The sequence below is a fragment of the Kineosporia sp. R_H_3 genome (genome assembly GCF_002198675.1).
GTDB lineage: Bacteria > Actinomycetota > Actinomycetes > Actinomycetales > Kineosporiaceae > R-H-3.
Map to the genome: position 1 here is coordinate 1 of NZ_MWLL01000139.1, position 21,799 is coordinate 21,799.

Here is a 21,799-nt window from a genome sequence, read left to right on the forward strand (position 1 = left end):
GGGGTGGCGCTGTTCGGCGTGCTCCCGGGGATCGCGATCGCCGTCGGGGGCTGGGCACGGCCTCGGCTCGGGTAACAGCCTTAGCCGTTCCTAGTGTCCGACATCGTTCGGTGGTTGCCCATCCGAGAGCGTCGTCGGCCCGGTCACAGGCTGCCAGTCGACCCCGTGCTTCTCCTTGTACGCCCGGACCGCACTCTTGATCGTCGGGAAGAAGTGCTGCGCCTCGATGGCGTCGGCGAGCCCGTACCGCTCGACCTTGGCGCGGACCGGGTCCTTGAGCTCGGCGAAGACGAGCCGGGTGCCGGCGGCGTCGAGGTCCCGGTCGAGCTCGGTGAGCATGTCGGCCGCGGTCGTGTCGACGTCGGTGACGGGCTCGGCGGCGACGATGATCCAGTGCGGCCGCGGCTGCGCCGCCGCGAGCCGCTCGACCTGCTCGCGGAAGACGCGGGCGTTGGCGAAGAAGAGCGGCGCGTCGAACCGGAAGATCACGGCCCCGGGCAGGAGCTCGGCCTCGGGGTAGCTGCGCACGTCGTGGTAGCCCGGCAGGTCCGCGACGTTGCCGAGCACGGTCTGGTACGGCCACCAGGCCCGCCGGAACACGTTGAGGATCGACAGCCCGACGGCGATCGCGATCCCCGGGAGCACGCCGAACAGCGCCACCCCGGCGAACGCGGCGACGGCGAGCCAGAACTCGACGGGGCGCTGCCGCCAGAGCCGTCGCAGGCCCGGCAGGTCGGCCATCGAGAGCGACGCCGCCAGGACGACGGCGCCGAGCACCGGCTGCGGCAGGTCGGCGAGCAGGCCCGGGGCGGCGACGAGCAGGACGACGATCGCGACGGCGCCGACCACCCCGGCGAGCTGGGTGCGGGCGCCGGCGGCGAACGCGACCGCCGTCCGGGAGCCGCTCGTGCTCACCGGGAAGCCCTGGAACAGCCCGGAGAGCACGTTCGCCGCACCGATCCCGACGATCTCGTTGTTGCCCCGGACCTGTGCGCCGGCCCGGCGCGCGTACGCGGACGCCGTCGAGATCGTGTCGGCGAGCGAGACCAGGGTGATCCCGAGCGCGCCCGCGACGAGCAGTCCGACGTCCTGCAGCGACACCGCGGGGAGGCTGAGCGGCGGGAACCCCTGCGGCAGTGCGCCGACGAGCCGGACGCCCCGGTCGCCGAGGTCGAGCGCGACGGTCGCGCCGATCCCGAGCAGCACGCCGAGCAGCACGGTCGGCGCCTTCGGGGCGAGCCGCTGGCCGCCGACGATGACGACGAACGCGGCCGCCCCGACGGCGAGCGCGGGGAGCACGGTGCGGCCCTCGAGGATCCCGCGGACGACGGCGGCCGCCTCGCCGACGACGCCGTCCGCGTCGACGGAGAAGCCGAGCAGCTTGGGCAGCTGGCTCACGAGGATCGTCAGCGCCAGCCCGTTCATGTAGCCGATCTGGGTGGGGCGGCTCAGCAGGTCGGCGACGAAACCGAGCCGCAGCGCGCCGGCCGCCACCATCGTCACGCCGACGAGCAGCCCGAGCATCGAGGCGAGCGCCACGGCCCGCGCCGGGTCGCCGTCCGCCCCGGCGATCGGCACGACGACCGCGGCGATCATCGGGCCGAGGGAGGAGTCCGGCCCGAGGACGAGCACGCGGGACGGGCCGAACACGGCGTACCCGAGCAGGCAGAGCACGGTCGTGTAGAGCCCGGTGATCGGCGGCAGTCCGGCCAGCTGGGCGTACGCCATTCCCTGCGGGACGAGGAGGGTGACGAGGACGAGTCCGGCGACGACGTCCCGCGGCAGCCAGCGCCGCTCGTACCGCGGCACCCAGTCCAGCGCGGGCACCCACTCGCGGAGCATCGCGGCCCTCAGAGCGCGCCCGCGAACGCGGCGAGGGTCGCGTCGACGTCCTCGTCCGAGGTCTGCCAGCTCGTGACCAGCCGGATCGTCCCGGGGGCGGTGTCGTAGAAGAGCAGGCCCGCGGCGCGGAGCCGGTCCGCCGTGGCGGCGTCCACCCGGACGAAGGCGATGTTCGCCTCCGGCCGGTCCTCGAGGTGCGCACCGAGCCGGGCGAGGCCGTCGGCGAGGCGGGCCATCGCGCGGTTGCTGCTGCCGGCGAGCCGCAGCCACAGGCCGTCGGTGAGGTAGGCGAGGAGCTGGGCCGACTGGAACCGCATCTTCGACGACACCTGACCGGCGCGCTTCGTCCGGAAGTAGAGCTCGTCGGCCACCGCGTCGTCGAAGGTGACGACGGCCTCGGCGGAAAGCCCGCCGTTCTTGATCGCGCCCAGCGAGACGGTGCTGACCCCGGCCCGCCACGTCAGGTCGGCCGGCGAGCAGCCCAGCGCGGCCACGGCGTTCGCGAACCGGGCGCCGTCGACGTGCACCCGCATCCCCCGCTCCGCGGCGACCGCCGCGATCGCGGCCACCTCGGCGGCCGGGTAGAGGGTGCCCTGCTCGGTGGCCTGGGTCAGTGACACGACGGCGGGCTGCGACACGTGGTTGTCGCCCCACCAGACGGCGTCCAGGGCCGCGCGGACGCCGTCCGCGGACAGCCGGCCGGCGTCGCCCGGGACGCCGTGCACGAGCACGCCGCCGCCGAACATGGCCGTGGCGTTCGCCTCGCTCGTGAGGATGTGCGCGCCGACGTGGCACAGCACCGCGCCCCACGGCGGGCACATGGCGCTCAGCGCCAACGCGTTCGCGGCGGTCCCGGTGACCACCGGGAAGACCCGCGCCCCAGGGTGCTCGAAGACCTCGCGGACCTGCTGCTCGAGCCGGGCGGACACCTCGTCCCCGCCGTAGCCGAGCGCGGAGCCGGTGTTCGCGGCGGCGAGCGCCGCGAGGACCTGCGGCGCGACGCCCGCGGCGTTGTCCGACCTGAGCTCGACCGTCGTCACCGGCGCAACCTAGCGGACGTCGTCGGCGCGGGTCAGCGCAGCGGCGGGGCGGTGTCGTCGCCCTCGGCGCGCGGGCCGTGGATCCGGCGCTCGGACTCCTCGATCGCGACGTCGTTGATGCTCGCCTCCCGGCGCCGCATGTACCCGAGCGCGTCGAACTCCCACAGCTCGTTGCCGTACGAGCGCCACCACTGCCCGTCGGCGTCGTGCCACTCGTACTGGAACCGGACGCCGATCCGGTCGTCGGTGAACGCCCAGAGGTCCTTGCGCAGGACGTACTCCTGCTCCTTCTCCCACTTGCGCGTGAGGAAGGCGACGATCTCGTCCCGGCCCTGGAGGAACTCGGACCTGTTGCGCCACACCGAGTCCGCCGTGTAGGCGGCGGCGACCTTCTCCGGGTCGCGGGTGTTCCAGGCGGCCTCGGCGGCGCGCACCTTCTTCAGGGCGGTCTCGGCGGTGAACGGGGGGAGCGGCGGGCGCGGCGGCGGCGTCGGCGACGTGTCCATGGCGCGAACCTAGACCCGGGGGCCGCGCTGCGGACAGCCCGTCGCGTGTTCGTCCAGGGCGAACCCCGAACCGAAACAGTAAGCATGTAATCAACGTTGCAGCGGCTATGAACAGTGCGAGCACCCCGTCCGGCGCCTCCGGGAGCGCCGGCAGCACGCAGACCCTCCCGGTCCTCTTCCTCGACGACCAGGTCGTCCTGCCGGGCATGGTCGTGCCCGTCGAGCTCGAAGGGGCCGCGCAGGCGACCCTCGACGCGGCGCGAGCGGCCCGCGCCGCGGGGAGCGACGCCACCGACACGCTGCGGCTGCTCCTCGTGCCCCGGGTCGAGGGGCGGTCCGGTGTCATGGGCACCGTCGCCGAGGTGACCCAGGTCGGGCGGCTGCCGTCCGGGGAGGCGGCGATGGTCCTGCGGGCCACCGCCCGGGCCCGGATCGGCGGCGGGACCGTCGGCCCCGGTGCCGCGCTCTGGGTCGAGGCGACGACGCTCGCCGAGCCCGCGCCGTCCGCCCGGGCCCGGGAGCTCGCAGGCGAGTACAAGGCCGTGCTCACGTCGATCCTCGCCGAGCGCGGGGCGTGGCAGGTGCAGGACGCCGTCCAGCGGATGAGCGACCCCTCCGAGCTCGCGGACGCCGCCGGGTACGCCGGCTGGATCGACACCGCGGCGAAGGTGCGGCTGCTCGAGACGCCGGACGTCGAGGAGCGGCTGACCTCGCTGCTCGAGAAGGCCACGGCCTACCTCGCCGAGCTCGAGGTGAGCCAGAAGATCAGCAACGACGTCCGCGAGGGCATGGAGAAGTCGCAACGCGAGTACGTCCTGCGCCAGCAGCTCGCCGCCATCCGCAAGGAGCTCGGCGGGCTCACCGGCGAGGCGGACGCCGACGCGAGCCCGGACTACCGCACCCGGATCGAGGCGGCCGACCTGCCGGACGCCGTCCGCGAGGCGGCGCTGCGCGAGGCCGACCGGCTCGAGCGCACCCCCGACGCCTCGCCCGAGGGCGGCTGGATCCGGACCTGGCTCGACACCGTGCTCGAGCTGCCCTGGACGACGCGCACGACCGACACGACGGACATCCCCGCCGCCCGGGCGGTGCTCGACGCCGACCACACCGGGCTCGAGGACGTCAAGGACCGCATCGTCGAGCACCTCGCGGTCCGGGCCCGTCGAGCGAGCCGCGGGCTCGAGGTCGTCGGCGGCCGCGGCTCGGGCGCCGTGCTCGCGCTCGTCGGCCCGCCCGGGGTCGGCAAGACCTCGCTCGGCGAGTCCGTGGCGCGGGCGCTCGGCCGCACGTTCGTCCGGGTCGCGCTCGGCGGCGTCCGCGACGAGGCCGAGATCCGCGGGCACCGTCGCACCTACGTCGGGGCGCTGCCCGGGCGGATCGTCCGTGCGGTCAAGGAGGCCGGCTCGATGAACCCGGTCGTCCTGCTCGACGAGGTCGACAAGGTCGGCTCGGACTACCGCGGCGACCCGGCCGCGGCCCTGCTCGAGGTGCTCGACCCCGCCCAGAACCACACCTTCCGCGACCACTACCTCGAGCTCGACCTCGACCTGTCGGACGTCGTGTTCCTCGCGACGGCGAATGTCGCCGAGGCGATCCCCGAGGCGCTGCTCGACCGGATGGAGGTCGTCCGGCTCGACGGCTACACCGAGGACGAGAAGGTCGCGATCGCCCGCGACCACCTGCTGCCGCGCCAGCTCGAGCGGTCCGGGCTGACGATCGACGACGTCCGCGTCACCGACGACGCGCTCCGCGAGGTCGTCGCCGGGTACACCCGGGAGGCCGGGGTGCGCGGGCTCGAGCGCTCGATCGGGCAGATCCTGCGCAAGGTCGCCACGACGCTCGCGACGACGGGCGGGACGACGGACGGGGACGCCCCGGAGACGGTCGTCGTCGACGAGGGCGACACCCGCGGCTACCTGGGCCGGGCCCGGTTCGAGCCCGAGGCGGCGCGGCGGACGGCGGTGCCCGGTGTCGCGACCGGGCTCGCCGTCACCGGAGCCGGCGGCGACGTGCTCTTCGTCGAGGTCGCGTCGATGCCCGGCGAGCCGGGGCTGACCCTCACCGGCCAGCTCGGTGACGTCATGAAGGAGTCCGCGCAGATCGCGCTCGGCTACCTGCGGGCGAACGGCGACCGGCTCGGGGTCGACCCCGAAGGGCTTGCGCAGCAACGGGTCCACGTGCACTTCCCGGCGGGTGCCGTGCCCAAGGACGGCCCGAGCGCGGGTGTCACGATGACGACGGCGCTCGCGTCGCTGCTCACCGGCCGGCTCGTCCGGGCCGAGGTCGGGATGACCGGCGAGGTCTCGCTCACCGGGCGGGTCCTGCCGATCGGCGGGGTCAAGCAGAAGCTCCTCGCGGCGCACCGGGCCGGGCTGACGACCGTCATCCTCCCGGCGCGCAACGAGGCCGACCTCGACGACGTGCCGGCCGCCGTCCGGGAGGCGCTCACCGTGCACCTCGTGGACGACGTGAGCCAGGTCCTCGAGCTCGCGCTGGAACCGGCGGGCTCGGCGGCCGCGGCGGACGAGGAGCCCGCCGCGGCCTGACCGGCCGGTCCGAGCGCTCAGTCGTCGAGCTCGATCACCGCGACGACGCCCGCGTGGTCGGACGCCCAGAACGGCGGGGCCGCCTGGAACGGGGTGGCCCCGACGACCTTGGCGGAGACCGCGCGGGCGCCGCTGCGGGCGAGCACGAGGTCGATCCGGGACCGCAGCTGGGACACCGGGTTCGTCAGGGTCTCGTTCTGGCAGCAGGTGAGGCCGGGCGCGCCGCGGTTGACCCGCCACGCGTCCCGGAACCGCTTCGTCAGCTGGGCGTAGGACGTCGTCGTGCTGCCGTCGGCCGCGGAGTTGAAGTCCCCCGTCGCGATGTCGGCGCCGCGCCCGAGAGCGGGACCGGCGAGGAACTCCGCCGCCTGCGCCTCCTGGACGGCCGGGAAGTCCTCGGTCTCGAGGTGGGTGTTGGCGAAGTGGAACCGGACGCCGTGCAGCCGGCCCTCGATCGTCGTCCAGCCGCGGCTGAACGACACCGGGGCCGCACCGGGCACGGGCGGCTGGAACGACTGCTGCGCCACGTAACGGCCCGACCGGGCGCTGCTCCACGTGAGGCCCTTGCGGTCGGCGTTGACGAGGATGACGTCCCGGTCCTGCAGCGTCACCAGGCAGGCGCCGACGACCGTCGAACCGCACGGCGTGACGAGCGGCACCGGCCCGATGTTCGCGTTCTCCGCGACCGAGGCGACCGTGTAGTGCAGGCCGCGGGCGGCGAGCGCCGACTGCAGCTCGGTGAGGAAGTCGAGCGTCGGCGGCACCCCGGGCCCGGAGGTCACCCAGCGGCTCACCTCCTGGAGCCCGACGAGGTCGGGCCGGCTCGCCGCGACCTCGTCCGCGATCGCACCGGCCCGGGTCGGGAAGCTCGTGAAGAGCGCCGTGCCGTAGATCCGCGCGACGGCGCCGAGGAACGCGGGGGTGTCGGTCGCGGTGAGGGCCGGGGTGAGGCTCGAACCCAGGTAGAGGTTGCGGGTCATCACCGTGAGCCGGTCGTCGCCGCGGGAGCCCGAGGCGGACGCCGCGGGCGGTGCGGCCAGCCCGAGCACGAGGGCGGCGGCCGCCCCCAGCGCTGCCAGACCGACCCTGCGCCGACGCCCACCTGCACGTCCTGCGATCACGACGCCACCTCCCGTTGACGGTCCACGGGCAGCACGCGACGACGTCGGCGACGCTGCTCGACAGTGGGCGAACACTCCGCCACCGGGCGGCGCTGCGTCAAGACCCCCGGGCCCGGCGCTCCAGGTGCCGCCGGGTCGCGTCGTTCATGTCGAGCGCCAGGGCGGCCGCGTGGCCGGCGGCTGCCTCGGCATCGCGCCCGAGCCGGGCGAGGAGCTCGGCGCGTGCGGCGTGCGCGAGCGGGTAGTCCGCGAGGGCGCCGCCGCCGCCCGGCGGCAGCAGCGCCTCGACGGCCGCGAGCCCGGCGGCCGGGCCGTCCCGCTCGCCGACGGCGACCGCCCGGTTGAGCCGCACGACCGGGGTGTCGAGCACGGTGAGCAGGACGTCGTACCAGGAGACGACGGCGCCCCAGTCGGTCGCCGCGAACGTCGGTGCGAGCGCGTGGCAGGCGGCGATCGCGGCCTGGACGACGTACGGGTCCGGGCGGTCCGGCGTCCGGCGCAGCCCGTCGCCGACGAGGACGACGCCTTCGGTGATCCGGGCCCGGTCCCAGGCAGAGCGGTCCTGGTCCGCGAGGAGCACGAGGTCGCCGTCGGCGTCCGTCCGTGTCCCGCGCCGCGAGTCGTGGAGCAGCATGAGGGCGAGCAGCCCGAGCAGCGCCGGCTCGTCCGGCATGAGGCCGACGAGCAGCCGGCCGAGCCGCAGGGCCTCGTCGACGAGGTCGGCCCGCAGCGGGTCGTCCCCGGACGTCGCCGCGTAGCCCTCGTTGAAGAGCAGGTAGACGCACGCGGCGACGCCGCCCACCCGGGCCGGCAGGTCCGCCGGGGCCGGCACCCGGAACGGGATGCCCGCCCGGGCGATCTTGTCCTTGGCACGGGTGAGCCGCTTGCGGGCGGTCGCCTCCGGGACGAGCAGCGCGCGGGTGACCTCGGCCGTCGTCAGGCCGCACAGCGTCCGCAGGGCCAGCGCCACCTGTGCGTCCACGGCCAGCGCCGGGTGGCAGCACATGAAGACGAGCCGGAGCAGGTCGTCCTCGAGGACGTCGTGGGCGTCGAGGTCGGCGAGCGCGGGGTCGGCCCCCCAACGCCCGGGCGGGACGGCCTCCGACGGGCCGGTGCCGAACGGGTCGTGCACGGCGGCCACCTCCTTCGGCGCCCGGGCCCGCTCGCGCCGGACGACGTCCACGGCGCGGCGGCGGGCCGCCGCGACGAGCCAGGCCCGCGGGACCTCCGGGACGCCGTCCCGGGGCCAGGTCTCCAGCGCCCGGACGGTCGCGTCCTGGACGCAGTCCTGCGCGAGCTGGACGTCGCCGGTGATGCGCACGAGCGTCGCGAGCACCCGCGCGCCCTCGTCCCGGACGAGCCGGACGAGGGCGGCGCGGGCGGCCGCGTCCTCCTGGGGCTGGTCGCCCACGAGCCGGTGTCAGCGCCCGAAGTCGATGACCGGGCGCACCTCGACGGCGCCGTTCCAGGCCGTCGGGATCGTCGCGGCGAGCCGGACGGCCTCGTCGAGGTCGGCGCACTCGAGCAGGTAGAAGCCCGTGAGCACCTCCTTCGTCTCGGCGTACGGGCCGTCGCTCGTCACGACGTCGCCGCCCTTGCCGCCCGTGACCCGGACCGTGGTCGCGGTGGACGTCGGGTAGAGCGCGGCACCGCCCCGGATCACGGCCCCGGCGGCCGCGGCGAAGGCGTTGTACTCGCCCATCTCGGCGGCCTGCTCGGGGGCGGTCCAGTCGACGTCCGGGCTGTAGATGATCGCGGCGTACTGCGGCATGGGGTCCTCCTCGGTCGGTCCGCGCGTGCGGCCCTGCGGCGAGGCCGCGGGTGCGTCCTCACCCTAGGGACGAACGGGTGCGGCCCGGAGGGACAGCCGGGTGCCCGCCGATTCGGCGTCGGCACCGGGACCGGCCGGGCCGTAGGTCCCGGCGGCCGGCGCGCGCCGCATCGCACCCTGACCGGGTGTCCACCACACTTCCGCGCCCCGCCGCGACCGCGGCCCGCCCGGGCGCCGCCCCGGCCGGCGGGACGACCACCCTGCTCGACGTGCTCGGAGGCCGGCGCAGCGCGCTCGACGCGACCCTGCCGTCGGTGGCGTTCGTCGTCGCCCTCGTCGTCACCGGCCGGGCCGCACCGGACGCCGTGCTGCCGGTGTCGCTCGGGGCCGGCACCCTCACGGCGCTCGCCGTCGCCGGCTGGCGCGCCGTCCGCGGGCACCAGGTGCGGGCCGCCGTCCTCGGCCTGCTGCCCGTGCTCGGCGGCGCCGTCGTCGCGGCCCGGACCGGCCGCGCCGAGGACTTCTTCGCGGTGCGCATCCTCGCGAACGCCGCCAGCGCCCTGGCTTGGACCGGCTCGATCTGGGTCGGTCGGCCGCTGCTCGGCGTGGTGACCGGTTCCGCGCTGCGGCAGCGGGGCGCCTGGCGGGCCGATCCGCACCTGTACCGCGGGTACGCCCGGGCGTCGTGGTGGTGGGCCGGGTCGTTCGCGCTGCGCACCGTCGTCCTCGGCGCGCTCTACCTCGCGTCGACCCCGGTGCTGCTCGGCGTCGTCCAGGTGGCGCTGTCGTGGCCGCTCATGACGTCGGTGCTCGTCGTCTCGTGGCGGGTGCTGCGGCGGGCGCTGCCGCCCGGGCACCCCGGGCTGCTGCACCCCGTGCCCGCCGTCTGACGGCCCGGGCCCGCGCCGGGCTGACAGAGTGGGACCGTGCAGAGCGGGGCCATGCAGAGCCGGTCCGCCCAGGGCGGGGCCGTGCGGGTCGGGGTCCTCGGACCCCTCCTCGTCGAGGCCGGCGGCCGGACCGTCGAGGTCGGCGGCGTCCGGCTGCGCGCCCTGCTCGCCCGGCTCGCGCTGGACGCCGGGCGGCCGGTCGCCGCGGGGACCCTCGTCGACGCGCTCTGGGGCGACACCCCGCCCGCGGACGCGGCGAACGCCCTGCAGACGCTCGTCTCCCGGCTGCGCCGCGCACTCGGCGACGGCGCCCTCGTCGTGTCCGGCCCGGCCGGCTACGCGCTCGCCGTCGCACCGGACGACGTGGACGCCGTCCGGTTCGTCCGGCTCGTGCAGCGTGCCCGGGCGGCCGCGAACGGCGGCGGCCCTGCGGACCGGGGCGGCGCCCTGCGCGAGGCCCTCGGGCTGTGGCGCGGCCCCGCCCTCGCCGACGTCGCCGAGGCGCCTTTCGCGTCGTCCGAGGCGGAGCGGCTCGAGCGGCTGCGGCTCGCGTGCCGGGAGGACCTCGTCGAGGCCGAGGTCGCCGCGGGCCGGGCGGCCGCGGTCGTCGTCGACGCCGAGACCCTCGCCCTCGAGCACCCGCTGCGCGACCGTGCGCAGGCCCTGCACCTGAGGGCGCTCGCCGCGAGCGGCCGCCGGGCCGAGGCGCTCGTCGCCTACGAGGACCTACGGGCCCGGCTCGCCGACAGCCTCGGGGTCGACCCGTCCGCCGAGCTGCAGGCCCTGCACCTGGACCTGTTGCGCGAGAACGCCTCTGCGGTTGCCGAGGAGCCGCCGCGCACGGTCGCGCCGAAGGGCGCCCCGCTGCCCGCGGCACTCACGTCGTTCGTCGGGCGCGAGCAGGAGGTCGCCGAGCTCGCGGCGGTGCTCGGCGTCTCGCGGCTCGTGACGCTCGTCGGGCCCGGCGGGGCGGGCAAGACCAGGCTGTCCGTCGAGGTCGGCCGCGGGCACGCCCGCGAGGGGCGCGAGGTCCGGCTCGTGGAGCTCGCACCGCACGGCGCGGACGACGTCGCGACCGCCGTCGCCGACGCGCTGGGGGTGCGCGAGCGCGTGCTGCGGGAGCGCGGCCCCGGCGACCCGGTCGGCCCCGCGGCCGCGCGGTCCTCGGCCGCCGCGCTCGACCGCCTCGCGGACGCGATCGGCAGCCGGCCGGTGCTGCTCCTGCTCGACAACTGCGAGCACGTCGTCGACGAGGCCGCCCGGGTCGCCGAGCACCTGCTCGTGCGCTGCGCGGGCCTGCGGGTGGTCGCGACGAGCCGGGAGCCGCTGCGCATCGACGGCGAGCGGCTGCACCGCGTCGGACCGCTGCGCACGCCCCCGGACAGCGCCACCTCCGACGAGGCGCTGACGCACCCCGCCGTCCGGCTCCTCGCCGACCGCGCGGCCGCCGTCCGCCCGGGGTTCGTCGTCGACGCCACGACGCTGCGCCCGGTCGTCGAGATCTGCCGCCGGCTCGACGGCCTGCCGCTGGCCATCGAGCTCGCCGCGGCCCGGCTGCGATCGCTGCCGCCCGAGGTGCTCGCCGCCCGGCTCGACGACCGGTTCGGGCTGCTCACCGGGGGCAGCCGGACGGCGCTGCCCCGGCACCAGACGCTGCGCGCCGTGGTCGCGTGGAGCTGGGACCTGCTCACGGACGACGAGCGGGAGGTCGCCGCGCACGTCGCCGTGTTCGCCGGCTCGTTCGGGGAGGACGCGGCCCGCGCGGTGTGCCCGGCGGTCACGGACGTCCCCGGCGTCCTGCTGTCGCTCGTCGAGAAGTCGCTGCTGCACGTCGCCGAGGACGTCCCGGCCGCGGGGGCGCCGCCCCGCGACGGGGTCCGCTTCCGGATGCTGGAGACGATCCGCGAGTACGGCGTCGAGCGGCTCACCGAGACCGGCGCGGCGAACGCCGCGCGAGGCCGCCACGCGGCCCACTTCCTCGCGTTCGCGGAGGCCGCCGAGCCGCGGCTGCGCGCGGCCGAGCAGCTCGTGTGGCTCGACCGGCTCACCGTCGACCGGCCGAACGTGCTGGCGGCGCTCCGGTGGTTCGTCGCCGAGGGCGACACCGCGCAGGCCGTGCGGCTCGGGGCGGCGCTCGCCTGGTTCTGGACGTTGCGCGGTGCGCACGCCGAGGCGGCGACGTGGCTCTCGCTCGTCATCGGCATGGAGGGTGACGCCCCGCCGGTCGCCCGGACCGTCGTCGTCGTGGCGCACACCCTGAACGGCGGCGCGAGCGGGTCGGTCGGGCTGCCCGCGCTCGCCGACGGGGGCCAGGAGGTCGTCCGGTTCGCCGCCGAGCACGCCGACGAGCACCCGATGCTCATGCTCGTCGAGCCCGGTCTCGCCATGATGAGCGGCGACTTCGCCGGGGCCACGGCCGCGATCGAGCGGCTCTCGGCCCGGGCCGAGCCGTGGGCACGGGCGGCGCTGCACCTGTTCGCGGGACTGCTCGCCGAGAACGAGGGCGACCTCGCGCTCGCCCGGCGTGAGATGCCGCTGGCCCTGGAGGGCTTCCGCGCGGTGGGCGACCGGTGGGGGATGGGCGGCGCCCTCGGCTCGCTGTCGGCGATCCTGCCCTACGAGGGCCGCCTCGAGGAGGCCCTCGCGATGGCCGAGGAGGCCTCCGTCTGCATGCGGGAGCTGGGCGCGGTGGACGACGCGGCCTCGCTGCAGCTGCGGGCGCTCATGCTCAGGGCCCGGCTGGGGGAGAGCCAGGGGGTCCGGGAGGCCATCGAGGCGATGGTCCGGGACGCCGACGAGCAGGTGTCCCGGCAGAGCCTCGCCTTCGCCTACTCGGGCCTCGCGGACCTCGACCGGCGCGAGGGGCGCCTGGCGCAGGCCCGCGCCCACGCGCTGGAGGGGCTGGGGCGCGTGGACGGCGTCCCCGGGCAGCCGCCCCAGATCGAGGCGATCGTCTGCGCGGGGCTGGCCCGGGTCGACGCCGCCCTGGGCCGGCTCGACGACGCCTGGGCGTGGCTGCGGCGTCCGCAGGTCGGTGCCGCCGTCGCGTTCGACATGCCCGTCGCCGCCATGGTGGCGGTGGCCGCCGCCGAGGTGGCGTTCTTCGCCGGCGACCCGGCCCGCGCGGCGCGACTGCTCGGCGCGGCGGACGCCGTCCGCGGCACGGTCGACGTGTCGGTCTCCGACGTCGAAGGGCTGCTCGCCTCGCTCCAGGAGGCGCTCGGGCCGGGGGCGGACGCCGCCGTCACCGCCGGTCGTGGGCTCGACCGCGCCGCCGCGCTCGCGCTCCTCGCGGAGACGGTCGCGCAGCCGTCCGCAGCGCCGTCCGCGCAGCCGTCAGCGGAGCCGTCCCCGGGCCGGTGACGCCCCGTCGCGCACCCCCGCGACGACCCCTAGCCTCCGACCATGACGGTGACGCGCACGAACTGGGCCGGCAACATCGCCTTCCCCGGGGTGCTCCACGAACCGGCGGACCTCGAGAGCCTGCGCCGGCTGCTCGGCAGCGGCGAACGGCTGCGGGCCGTCGGGACCGGGCACTCGTTCTCGGGCGTCGCGGTGCCGGCCCCGGGCGGGCTGCCCGGCGCGCAGGTCTCGCTCGCCCGGATGCCCGTCGTCCGCGAGCTCGACACGGCCCGCGGGCTCGCCCGGGTGTCGGCCGGGCTGCGCTACGGCGAGGTCGCGCCGTGGCTGGACGATCACGGTCTCGCGCTGCACAACCTCGGCTCGCTGCCGCACATCGCCGTCGCCGGTGCCTGCTCGACGGGGACGCACGGCTCGGGCGACGGGCTGGGCATCCTCGCGACGGCCGTCCGGGCGCTGCGGGTCGTCACCGTCGGCGGGGACGTCCTCGAGCTCTCCCGGGACGGCGAAGGGCCGGGGTGCGGGAGCGGGTTCGCCGGTGCCGTCGTCGCGCTCGGCGGGATCGGCGTCGTCACCGAGGTGACCCTCGCCGTCGAGCCGACCTACGACGTCGTCCAGACCGTGCACGAGGACCTGCCGTTCGCGGCCGTCGTCGAGCACTTCGACGAGATCATGTCCGCCGCGTACAGCGTGAGCCTGTTCCACCGCTGGCTCGGCGACGTCGTGGACTCGGTGTGGTTCAAGGTCCGGGTCGACGGCTCGGGCGGAACTGCAGATCCGTTGCACGGCAGCGTGTTCGGCGCCCGTCGTGCCACCGGCCCGCAGAGCCCGGTCCCCGGCGGCGACACCGGCCCGCTCACCGAGCAGGGCACGCCCGGCCCGTGGCACACCCGGTTGCCGCACTTCAGGCTCGGGTTCACCCCGAGCGCCGGCGACGAGCTGCAGACCGAGTACCTCGTGCCCCGGGACCGCGCCGTGGAGGCGCTCGCCGCGTTGCGGGACATGGAGTCCGACATCGCGGCGGCGCTGCTCGTCACCGAGGTGCGCTCGATGGCCGCCGACGACCTGTGGCTCAGCGGCGCCTACGGCACCGATGCCGTCGGGGTGCACTTCACGTGGAAGCCGGACCCGCAGGCCGTCCTCCCGCTGCTGCCGCGGATCGAGGAACGGCTGCTGCCGCTCGGCGCCCGGCCGCACTGGGGCAAGGTCTTCGCGGCGGCGCCGGACGCCGTCCGGCCGCTGTACCCGCGGCTGGACGACGCCCGGAGCCTGCTGCGGACCTTCGACCCGGACGGGTTGCTGTCCAACGCCTTCCTCGACGCGTACGTCCGGGACTGACGGGCCGCACCGGCGTCGCCGCGGGCGGTCAGACCGCCTTGCGGCGGTACGCCCGGACGGCGAGCGGTGCGAACACGGCGACGATGCCGGCCGCCCAGGCGATGGTCTGCCACAGCGGCGTGCCGACCGGACCGCCGAGCATGAGGCCGCGGACGGCGTCCACGAGGTGCGTCACGGGGTTGACCCGCACCCAGGACTGCAGCCAGTCGGGCATGGTGTCGACGGGTACGAAGGTCGACGAGCCGAACGTCAGCGGGAAGACCAGGAGGAACGCCAGGCCCTGCACGGCGCCGGCGCTGCGGGCGAGCAGGCCGACGAGGACGAAGATCCACGAGACGCACATCGAGAACCCGACGAGCAGCAGGCACGCCGCGACCGTGCGCAGCGGGCCGGCTGTCGGGTCGAACCCCATGACCATGCCGACGGCGACGAGGACGCCGATCGAGAGCGTGAACCGGACGACGTCCCCGAGGACGGCGCCGACCAGGGGTGCGGAGCGCGCGATCGGCAGGCTGCGGAACCGGTCGAACACGCCCTTGCCGATGTCGGAGTTGAGGTTCACGCCGATCGCCGTCGCGACGAAGAGCCCGTTCTGCACCATGAGCGCGGGCAGCACGAACTGCAGGTAGTCGTGCGTCGAACCGGCGATCGCGCCGCCGAACAGGTAGACGAACAGGCCGAGGAAGATGATCGGCTGGAGCGTCACGTCGATGAGCTGCTCCGGGGTGCGCCGGATCTTGAGGACGCTGCGGCCGGCGAGCACGAGGCTGTGGCGCAGCGCGGCGAGCACGGCCGAGCCGGGGGCGGGCACGGCGCCGGGGGACGACGTCAGGGTGGTCATGCCGGGACCTCCTCGAGGGTGGCGGGGGTGGTGGTGCCGTCGGTGGTGTCGTCGGTGCCGTCGTCGGTGCGGGTGCCCGTGAGGGCGAAGAAGACCTCGTCGAGGGTCGGCCTGCGCAGCGCCAGCTCGTCGACGGCGACGCCGAGCGCCGCGAGCCGGGCGACGACGGCGGTCACGGCGTCGTCCGAGTCGACCGGGACCGAGGCGACGTGCCGGCCGATCGTCTCCACGGCCGGCAGCCCCCGGCCGCTCACCTCGGCGAGGACGGCGCGCACGGTGTCGAGGTCCGAGGCGGCCCGCGGCCGGACGTCGACCGAGCGGCTCCCGATCGTCGCCTTGAGCTCCGCCGGGGTGCCGTTCGCGATGACCCGGCCGTGGTCGACGACCGTGAGGTGGTCGGCGAGGGCGTCGGCCTCCTCGAGGTACTGCGTCGTGAGGAGAACGGTGACGCCGTCGTCGGCGAGCCCGCGCACGAGCCGCCAGACGTCGTCCCGCTTGCCGGGGTCGAGCCCGGTCGTCGGCTCGTCGAGGAAGATCACGGTCGGGTGGCCCATGAGCCCCGCCGCGAGGTCGAGCCGGCGCCGCATGCCGCCGGAGTAGGTCTTCACCGTGCGGCCGGCGGCGTCGTCGAGGCCGAAGCGGATGACGAGCCGGGCGGCCCTGGTGCGGGCGTCGCGCCGCGAGAGGTCGAGCAGGCGGCCGATGAGCACGAGGTTCTCGGTGCCGGTGAGGTCCTCGTCGACCGAGGCGTACTGCCCCGTGAGGCCGATGGTGCGGCGGACGGCGGCGGCGTCCCGGACGACGTCGAGACCGGCGACGCGGGCGTGGCCGGCGTCCGGACGGCTCAGGGTCGCGAGGATCCGGACGGCGGTCGTCTTGCCGGCGCCGTTCGGGCCGAGGACGCCGAGCACGGTGCCGGCGGGTGCGTGCAGGTCGACGCCGTCCAGTGCGGTCGTCGACCCGAAGCGCTTGACGAGGCCGACCGCCTCGATCGCTGCGGTGGGGGTGGACATGGTTCGTCTCCTGGGGATCGGTCGCGTGGTGGCTGTCGGGCACGACCCTGCACACCGGCGCTGGCAGATCACCCGCAGATGCCTTGCAGCCGGGCACAGGTCCCTGGCAGCGCGGCACCGGCGGTGGCAGCGTGGAGGCAGGGGGCCGCGTTCCGCCGTCGCCGACGGATAGCCGCCCGGCCCTGGCACGTCTGTTCCCGGGGAGGCGCCGTCCGGCGCGTGGGCCGGGTGCGGGCGGCCGGGACCCTGCATACTGACCGTCATCGAGGTGTCGCTATGAGTGAACTACCGTCGGCGAGTGATGGGCAGGACCGGATGGAGTCGTTCGACCGCCGCACCCTTCTCCTGGGGCTGATCGGGGTCGCTGGGGCCGGCGGTGCGCTCGCGGGGTGCTCCGGCGGGTCCGGGGAACGGCCCGCGGGGACGTCGTCCGCCCTGCCGTCGCCCACCCCGACGCCGGCGCCGGTGACGACGTCCTCGCCGCCCGCACCCGCCGCCCGGTGGCCGCTCAGCGGTGCGCTGCTCACGGACGAGGCGGCCGCCCGGCACGCCCCGGTCGCGGTGAAGGTCCCGGACAACGTCCGCGAGCACCCCCAGGTGGGGCTCGACAAGGCGGACATCGTCTTCGTCGAGCTCGACGGGTACCGCGACGCGTCCGGCTACTCCGGCACCCGGCTGATGCCGGTCTTCCACTCCCGGATGCCGGACGGCGTCGCACCGGTCCGTTCGATGCGCCCGGTCGACGTCCCGCTGCTCGCCCCGTTCGGGGCCGTCGTCGGGAACACGGGTGCGACCGGGTGGGTGCTCGCCTACGTCGACCACAACAAGAAGTACCTCGACGGCTCGCGGACCTACCTGGCGACGAAGGGCACCGGGGCGTACTCGATCGACCGCTCCCGGGTCCGGGTCTACCAGGGCGTCACGTACTACGACCGGGCCGTCGTCTGCCATCCGAAGGTGCTCGCGAAGCAGAGCAGGGCGTTCGCCGACGGCCCGCAGCAGCCCTACTTCCCCTTCGCGGAGACCGACGCCGAGGTGAGCACGGCGGCCGGGAAGCAGGCCGTGACGGTCCGGGTGCCGTGGAAGCGCGGGCACACCTACGACATGTCCTACCGGTACGACGACGCGACGGGTCGCTACCTGCGGAGCATGCCGTGGGGCAGGCACGTCCTCGCGAACGGCACCCGGGTGGCCACCGACAACATCCTCGTCATCCGTGCCACGCAGGAGTACACGAAGATCTACCCGGGTCGCGGCGGCGCCGAGCCGGTGCACGGGATCGTCGACAGCAAGGGCACCTTCGTCTACGCCCACGGCGGCCGGGCCGTCACCGGCACCTGGACGAAGGGCGCCGTCCAGGAGCGGTTCCGGTTCACCGTCGACGGCGGCGAGCCGCTGCGCATGGCTCCCGGGCAGACCTACGTGGAGCTCGCCCGCAAGGACGCGGACGTCCGGATCGCCTGACGGTGCGGCGCCCGGCGTGCGGGTGCGGCACCGACTCCTACCCTGCTGCGATGGCCGACTACCCGACCCTGCTGCACACCGTGCTCGACACGACCGACGTCCGCGGCCTCGCGGAGTTCTACCGCCGGCTGCTCGGGCTGCGGTACCGCCCCGGTGACGAGCCGCCCGCCGAGGGCACCCCGGACGACGCCGACTGGCTCGTGCTGACGGCGGACGACGGCCGGCGGATGCTCGCCTTCCAGCAGGTCAACGCGTTGCCGCGGACGAACTGGCCCGACCCGCCGGGCGTCCCGATGCAGCTCCACGTCGACTTCACCGTGCCCGACGTCGCCGCGCTCGAACGGCACCGCGACCGGGCGCTCTCCCTCGGCGCCGAGCTGCGGCTCGACCGCTCGGACGACGCCGACGAGCCGCTGTACGTCCTCGCCGACCCGGCCGGGCACCCGTTCTGCCTGTTCGTCGGCTGACGGGTCTTGTGACGACCTGGCGTACGGCCGTCTCGAGGGCTGGACGGACCGACCGTGCGACCCGCGGGGCGGCGTCCCGCTGCGCGTCACCGGCCCCCGCCGGACGGCGCGTTCCGTCGGCGGATGCCCCATCTCACGACGGGTCGCGTCTTCCCTGCCGCGCCCGGGTGCCGGATCATCGCTGGCATGACCGGCCTCGTGGAGGTCCTGTGGCGCGAGGCTCCGCCCGCGTTCGGGTTCCTCGTGGCCGAGCACTCCTTCGAGGGGCCGCGCTCGGTCGACGACGGGCTGCGCTGGGACCGGCCGGGTCTCGCGGTGCTCGTCACGGTGTGGGTGCGGCACCACGAGTCGGGGTTCAGCACGTCGCTGCGGGCCGTCGACGCCGCCGGCCGGCCCGTCGCCGCGGGGCTCGACGCGGTCTACGCCCGGCTCGGCCTCGGGCCCGCCCAGGACGTGCCGGAGAACGTCTCGACCGCGCACACCGTGCGCCGCCGGACGGCCCAGCACGCGACCGCGCTGGGCCGCGTGCTCGTCGCGCTCGCCGGGAGGGACGTCGCCGAGACGCTCAGCGCGTCACGTCGGTGATCGCCCGGTCGAGGATGTCGAGCCCGAGGTCGATCTCGGCGTCGGAGACGGTGAGCGGCGGGGCGATCCGGAAGACGCCGCCCATCGACGGCAGCTGGACGATGTTCATCGACAGGCCCAGCTCGAGGCAGCGCCGGCTCACGGCGTGCCCGATCTCCGGCGCCGGCTTCTTCGACGCCCGGTCTGCGACGACCTCGACGCCGACGAGCAGGCCGCGGCCACGGACGTCGCCGATGCACTCGTGCCGCTCCTGCATCTCGCGCAGGCCCGCCCGCAGCCGCTCGCCGGCGACGAGCGCACGCTCGGCGAGCCGCTCCCGGACGACGACGTCGAGGACGGCGAGCCCGACCGCCGCGGGCAGCGGGTCGCTCACGTGCGTCGTGTAGAAGAGGAAGCCCCGCTCGTGGGCCTGCTGCTCGATCTCGGTCGTGGTGAGGACGGCCGCGAGCGGCAGCCCGGCACCGAGCGTCTTCGAGAGGGTCATGAGGTCCGGCGTGGCGCCGTCCCGCGCGTGGGCGAACATCGTGCCCGTCCGCCCGACGCCCGTCTGGGCCTCGTCGAGCACGAGGAGCATGCCGCGCTCGGCGCACTTGGCCCGCAGTGCCGTGAGGTACCCGGGCGGCAGGTCGATGATCCCGCCCGAGGACAGGATCGGCTCGGCGATGAACGCCGCGAGACCGCCGGCGCTCTGCCGGTCGACGAGGTCGAAGCCGTCGTCGAGCTCGGTGCGCCAGTCGAGGGTGCCGTCGGCGGTCGTGAAGCGTGGCCGGTAGGCGTTCGGGGCCGGGATCGCCATCGACCCGACGTTGGCCGGGCCGTAGCCGCGCCGGCCGGCCGAGTACGTCGCCGACGCCGCGCCGCCGGTCATCCCGTGCCAGGACTGGCTGAACCCGACGACCTCCCAGCCGCCCGTGACGAGGCGGGCCATCCGCAGCGCGGCCTCGTTCGACTCGGCGCCGGTCGTGAGCAGCAGCACCTTGTCCAGGCCCGGGGCGAGCGAGCCGAGCACCTCGGCGAGGTCGATGACCGGCCGCGACAGCATCCCCGAGAAGAGGTGGTCGAGCCGGCCGATCGTCGAGCCGACCACCTCGACGATCGCCGGGTGGCTGTGCCCGAGGACGGCGCTCATCTGGCCGCTCGTGAAGTCGAGGACGGCCCGACCGTTGCGGTCGTACACGAAGGACCCCGCGGCGCGCTCGGCGACGAACGGCATGAAGTCGCCGCCGCCGCCGTAGCGGACGAGGTGCCGTGCCGCGCGCGCGAGGTCCGCGCGGTCGGTCGGGTCGAGGAGGTCGCCGGGCCCGGAGTCGGTCATGGAGGCGACGGTACGGCGCGGACGGCGTCCCGCGGGAGAGGCGTCCCGCGGTCCGGACGGTGGTCCGTCACCCGTCCGGACCAGGCTCGCGTCACCCGGCCGCGGACGAGCGGGCACGCCCGCGCGGCTCAACCCGGGCCGTGCCGTGGTCGACACATCTGTGAGGACGCCTGGCGACGCAGCCGGGGCACGCGAGGAGGACCAGCGATGGTGAGCACGACGACAGCCCTGCCCGCGGACGCGCTCGCGCTCCTGCGGGCCCGGGTCGACGGGACGGTCCTCGTCGAGGGCGCCCACGGCTACGCGGAGTCGTTCGCCCCCTTCAACACCTCCGTCGTCCAGCGCCCCGCCGTGGTGGTCGTCGCGGAGTCCGTCGCGGACGTCGTCCACGCGGTCCGTTGCGCGGCCGACCTCGGGCTGCGGGTCGCCGTGCAGTCGACCGGCCACGGGATCGGGCGGCCCGCGGACGGTGCGCTCCTCGTCGTCACCTCGCGGCTGCGCCGGGTCCGGGTCGACCCGGTGAACCGGACGGCGTTCGTCGGTGCCGGCAACCGGTGGGGCGACGTCCTGCCGCTGGCCCAGGAGCACGGGCTCGCGCCGGTCCTCGGCTCGAGCCCGCTCGTCGGCTGCGTCGGGTTCACGCTGGGCGGCGGGGTGGGCTGGCTGGCCCGCCGGTACGGGTTCGGCTCCGACAACGCGGTCGCGTTCGACGTCGTCACCCCCGACGGCTCCCTCGTGCGGGCCAGCGCCCACGACAACCCCGAGCTGTTCTGGGCGCTGCGCGGTGTCGGCGGCGGCCCCTTCGGCGTCGTCGTCGGGATGGAGATCGCCCTGCACCCGCTGTCCCGGCTGTACGCCGGCAACCTCTACTACCCGGCGGAGCTGGCCGGCGAGGTCGCTCGGCGCTGGCGCGACTGGGTGGCCGGCGCCCCCGAGGAGCTCTCGAGCAGCGTCGTGCTCATGCAGTACCCGCCGGCCCCCGAGGTTCCGGAGGCGTTGCGCGGCAGGTCGTTCGCCGTCGTCCGCGGCGCCTGGTGCGGCGACGCGGCGCAGGGCACCGAGCTCCTCGACGACTGGCGGCGCTGGCGCACGCCGCTCGTCGACGCCTGGGCCGACATGCCTTTCGGCGAGGTCGGCTCCATCAGCCACGACCCCGTCGACCCGATGCCCGCCTACGTGACGACCGAGCAGCTCGACAGCCTCCCCGACGAGGCCCTCGACCTCTTCGTCGACGGCTGGCAGGAGCACCTCGACGGCGAACGGCTCGTCGTCCTCGCCGAGCTGCGCCAGCTCGGCGGCGCCGTCCGCCGCGGCGGCGCCGACGCCGCGAACGACCGGGCCCGGTCGGCGGAGTACTGCCTCGAGTACGTCACCGTCGCGGCCGACGAGGCCCGCGCGCACGCCGTCGAGCGGCACTACACGCAGACCAGGGACCGGCTCGCCCCGTTCGTCACCGGTGCGACCTACCTGAACTTCACCGAGGGCGCCGAGAAGGCGGCCCGGACCGCGAGCGCCGCGGGCGGGGCCGCCTGGCAGCGGCTGCGCACGCTGAAGAGCACGCTCGACCCGGCGAACCGGTTCTGCCACGGGTTCGTCGTGCCGCCGTTCGACGTGCCGCTCGCGGGCGTCGACGTCCCGAGGCCGCGCCAGGGCTGAGCCGGGACTCGGAGCCCGCCCCGACCCCGGAGCCCGTCCCGACC

The 21,799-nt window shown here is 75.7% G+C and carries 17 protein-coding genes; 8 read left to right on the forward strand and 9 right to left on the reverse strand.

The window, feature by feature from the left end; translation table 11 throughout:
* Nucleotides 1–90: 90 nt before the first annotated feature.
* Genes ECOMGDLI_RS14115 through ECOMGDLI_RS14125 form a run of 3 tightly spaced genes read right to left on the reverse strand, consistent with a single transcriptional unit; the run spans nt 91 to nt 3,388 of the window.
* The gene (locus tag ECOMGDLI_RS14115; protein WP_088317464.1) at nt 91–1,842 is read right to left on the reverse strand and encodes a SulP family inorganic anion transporter; all 1,752 of its coding nucleotides are present in this window, start codon (nt 1,840–1,842) and stop codon (nt 91–93) included.
* Between the two features lie 8 nt (nt 1,843–1,850).
* Nucleotides 1,851–2,882, reverse strand: a complete 1,032-nt coding sequence (locus ECOMGDLI_RS14120; protein WP_088317465.1) for a low specificity L-threonine aldolase — start codon at nt 2,880–2,882, stop codon at nt 1,851–1,853.
* 32 nt (nt 2,883–2,914) lie between these two features.
* Entirely contained in the window at nt 2,915–3,388 is a 474-nt protein-coding gene (locus ECOMGDLI_RS14125; protein WP_088317466.1) for a nuclear transport factor 2 family protein, read from the reverse strand.
* 107 nt (nt 3,389–3,495) lie between these two features.
* Here ECOMGDLI_RS14125 and lon point away from each other — a divergent pair, with 107 nt between their 5' ends.
* Complete coding sequence (gene lon / locus ECOMGDLI_RS14130) at nt 3,496–5,934, forward strand: endopeptidase La (RefSeq protein ID WP_088317467.1); 2,439 nt, start codon at nt 3,496–3,498, stop codon at nt 5,932–5,934.
* A gap of 17 nt (nt 5,935–5,951) precedes the next feature.
* On the opposite strand, the gene ECOMGDLI_RS14135 is transcribed toward lon, so the two are convergent.
* The 3 genes from ECOMGDLI_RS14135 to ECOMGDLI_RS14145 all read right to left on the reverse strand — a co-directional run bounded on the left by ECOMGDLI_RS14135 (nt 5,952) and on the right by ECOMGDLI_RS14145 (nt 8,826).
* A complete protein-coding gene (locus ECOMGDLI_RS14135) occupies nt 5,952–7,055 on the reverse strand; it encodes an endonuclease/exonuclease/phosphatase family protein (protein WP_143447709.1) in 1,104 nt (367 codons plus the stop codon).
* 97 nt (nt 7,056–7,152) lie between these two features.
* A complete protein-coding gene (locus ECOMGDLI_RS14140) occupies nt 7,153–8,466 on the reverse strand; it encodes an RNA polymerase sigma factor (RefSeq protein ID WP_088317469.1) in 1,314 nt (437 codons plus the stop codon).
* Between the two features lie 9 nt (nt 8,467–8,475).
* Nucleotides 8,476–8,826: a YciI family protein gene (locus ECOMGDLI_RS14145; protein WP_088317470.1), complete on the reverse strand. Its 351-nt coding sequence runs from the start codon at nt 8,824–8,826 to the stop codon at nt 8,476–8,478.
* Between the two features lie 260 nt (nt 8,827–9,086).
* Here ECOMGDLI_RS14145 and ECOMGDLI_RS14150 point away from each other — a divergent pair, with 260 nt between their 5' ends.
* Genes ECOMGDLI_RS14150 through ECOMGDLI_RS14160 form a run of 3 tightly spaced genes read left to right on the forward strand, consistent with a single transcriptional unit; the run spans nt 9,087 to nt 14,414 of the window.
* Nucleotides 9,087–9,716: a DUF3159 domain-containing protein gene (locus ECOMGDLI_RS14150; protein WP_369812749.1), complete on the forward strand. Its 630-nt coding sequence runs from the start codon at nt 9,087–9,089 to the stop codon at nt 9,714–9,716.
* Between the two features lie 36 nt (nt 9,717–9,752).
* On the forward strand, nt 9,753–13,079 hold the full coding sequence (locus ECOMGDLI_RS14155; RefSeq protein WP_143447710.1) for a BTAD domain-containing putative transcriptional regulator: 3,327 nt from the start codon (nt 9,753–9,755) through the stop codon (nt 13,077–13,079).
* Nucleotides 13,080–13,121: 42 nt separating this feature from the next.
* Nucleotides 13,122–14,414 (forward strand): FAD-binding protein, encoded by a 1,293-nt coding sequence (locus ECOMGDLI_RS14160; RefSeq protein WP_088317473.1) that lies wholly within the window; start codon nt 13,122–13,124, stop codon nt 14,412–14,414.
* Between the two features lie 28 nt (nt 14,415–14,442).
* On the opposite strand, the gene ECOMGDLI_RS14165 is transcribed toward ECOMGDLI_RS14160, so the two are convergent.
* Both ECOMGDLI_RS14165 and ECOMGDLI_RS14170 read right to left on the reverse strand, forming a co-directional pair.
* Nucleotides 14,443–15,255: an ABC transporter permease gene (locus tag ECOMGDLI_RS14165; RefSeq protein ID WP_088317474.1), complete on the reverse strand. Its 813-nt coding sequence runs from the start codon at nt 15,253–15,255 to the stop codon at nt 14,443–14,445.
* Nucleotides 15,252–16,268: an ATP-binding cassette domain-containing protein gene (locus ECOMGDLI_RS14170; RefSeq protein WP_088317475.1), complete on the reverse strand. Its 1,017-nt coding sequence runs from the start codon at nt 16,266–16,268 to the stop codon at nt 15,252–15,254. Before ECOMGDLI_RS14170 ends, ECOMGDLI_RS14165 begins: the two co-directional genes overlap by 4 nt.
* 276 nt (nt 16,269–16,544) lie before the next feature.
* On the opposite strand from ECOMGDLI_RS14170, the gene ECOMGDLI_RS14175 reads away from it, so the two are divergent.
* The 3 genes from ECOMGDLI_RS14175 (at nt 16,545) to ECOMGDLI_RS14185 (ending at nt 18,784) form a co-directional block, all read left to right on the forward strand.
* A complete protein-coding gene (locus ECOMGDLI_RS14175) occupies nt 16,545–17,732 on the forward strand; it encodes a DUF3048 domain-containing protein (RefSeq protein ID WP_158221001.1) in 1,188 nt (395 codons plus the stop codon).
* A 50-nt stretch (nt 17,733–17,782) separates the two neighbouring features.
* Nucleotides 17,783–18,199 carry a VOC family protein gene (locus ECOMGDLI_RS14180; RefSeq protein ID WP_088317477.1) on the forward strand — a complete coding sequence of 139 codons (417 nt, stop codon included), beginning with the start codon at nt 17,783–17,785 and terminating at the stop codon, nt 18,197–18,199.
* A gap of 186 nt (nt 18,200–18,385) precedes the next feature.
* Complete coding sequence (locus ECOMGDLI_RS14185) at nt 18,386–18,784, forward strand: hypothetical protein (protein WP_088317478.1); 399 nt, start codon at nt 18,386–18,388, stop codon at nt 18,782–18,784.
* Here ECOMGDLI_RS14185 and ECOMGDLI_RS14190 read toward each other — a convergent pair.
* On the reverse strand, nt 18,765–20,099 hold the full coding sequence (locus ECOMGDLI_RS14190) for an aspartate aminotransferase family protein (RefSeq protein WP_088317479.1): 1,335 nt from the start codon (nt 20,097–20,099) through the stop codon (nt 18,765–18,767). The two genes, ECOMGDLI_RS14185 and ECOMGDLI_RS14190, sit on opposite strands and share 20 nt — an antisense overlap.
* Before the next feature lie 207 nt (nt 20,100–20,306).
* On the opposite strand from ECOMGDLI_RS14190, the gene ECOMGDLI_RS14195 reads away from it, so the two are divergent.
* Entirely contained in the window at nt 20,307–21,755 is a 1,449-nt protein-coding gene (locus ECOMGDLI_RS14195) for an FAD-binding oxidoreductase (RefSeq protein ID WP_088317480.1), read from the forward strand.
* Nucleotides 21,756–21,799 lie beyond the last annotated feature (44 nt).

Coding starts and splice junctions, on each gene's coding strand:
- ECOMGDLI_RS14115 (WP_088317464.1), bottom strand. CDS start 1,842: ATGCTCCGCGAGTGGGTGCCCGCGCTGGACTGGGTGCCGCGGTACGAG.
- ECOMGDLI_RS14125 (WP_088317466.1), bottom strand. CDS start 3,388: ATGGACACGTCGCCGACGCCGCCGCCGCGCCCGCCGCTCCCCCCGTTC.
- lon (WP_088317467.1), top strand. CDS start 3,496: ATGAACAGTGCGAGCACCCCGTCCGGCGCCTCCGGGAGCGCCGGCAGC.
- ECOMGDLI_RS14145 (WP_088317470.1), bottom strand. CDS start 8,826: ATGCCGCAGTACGCCGCGATCATCTACAGCCCGGACGTCGACTGGACC.
- ECOMGDLI_RS14160 (WP_088317473.1), top strand. CDS start 13,122: ATGACGGTGACGCGCACGAACTGGGCCGGCAACATCGCCTTCCCCGGG.
- ECOMGDLI_RS14165 (WP_088317474.1), bottom strand. CDS start 15,255: ATGACCACCCTGACGTCGTCCCCCGGCGCCGTGCCCGCCCCCGGCTCG.
- ECOMGDLI_RS14170 (WP_088317475.1), bottom strand. CDS start 16,268: ATGTCCACCCCCACCGCAGCGATCGAGGCGGTCGGCCTCGTCAAGCGC.
- ECOMGDLI_RS14175 (WP_158221001.1), top strand. CDS start 16,545: ATGAGTGAACTACCGTCGGCGAGTGATGGGCAGGACCGGATGGAGTCG.
- ECOMGDLI_RS14180 (WP_088317477.1), top strand. CDS start 17,783: ATGGCCGACTACCCGACCCTGCTGCACACCGTGCTCGACACGACCGAC.
- ECOMGDLI_RS14185 (WP_088317478.1), top strand. CDS start 18,386: ATGACCGGCCTCGTGGAGGTCCTGTGGCGCGAGGCTCCGCCCGCGTTC.
- ECOMGDLI_RS14190 (WP_088317479.1), bottom strand. CDS start 20,099: ATGACCGACTCCGGGCCCGGCGACCTCCTCGACCCGACCGACCGCGCG.
- ECOMGDLI_RS14195 (WP_088317480.1), top strand. CDS start 20,307: ATGGTGAGCACGACGACAGCCCTGCCCGCGGACGCGCTCGCGCTCCTG.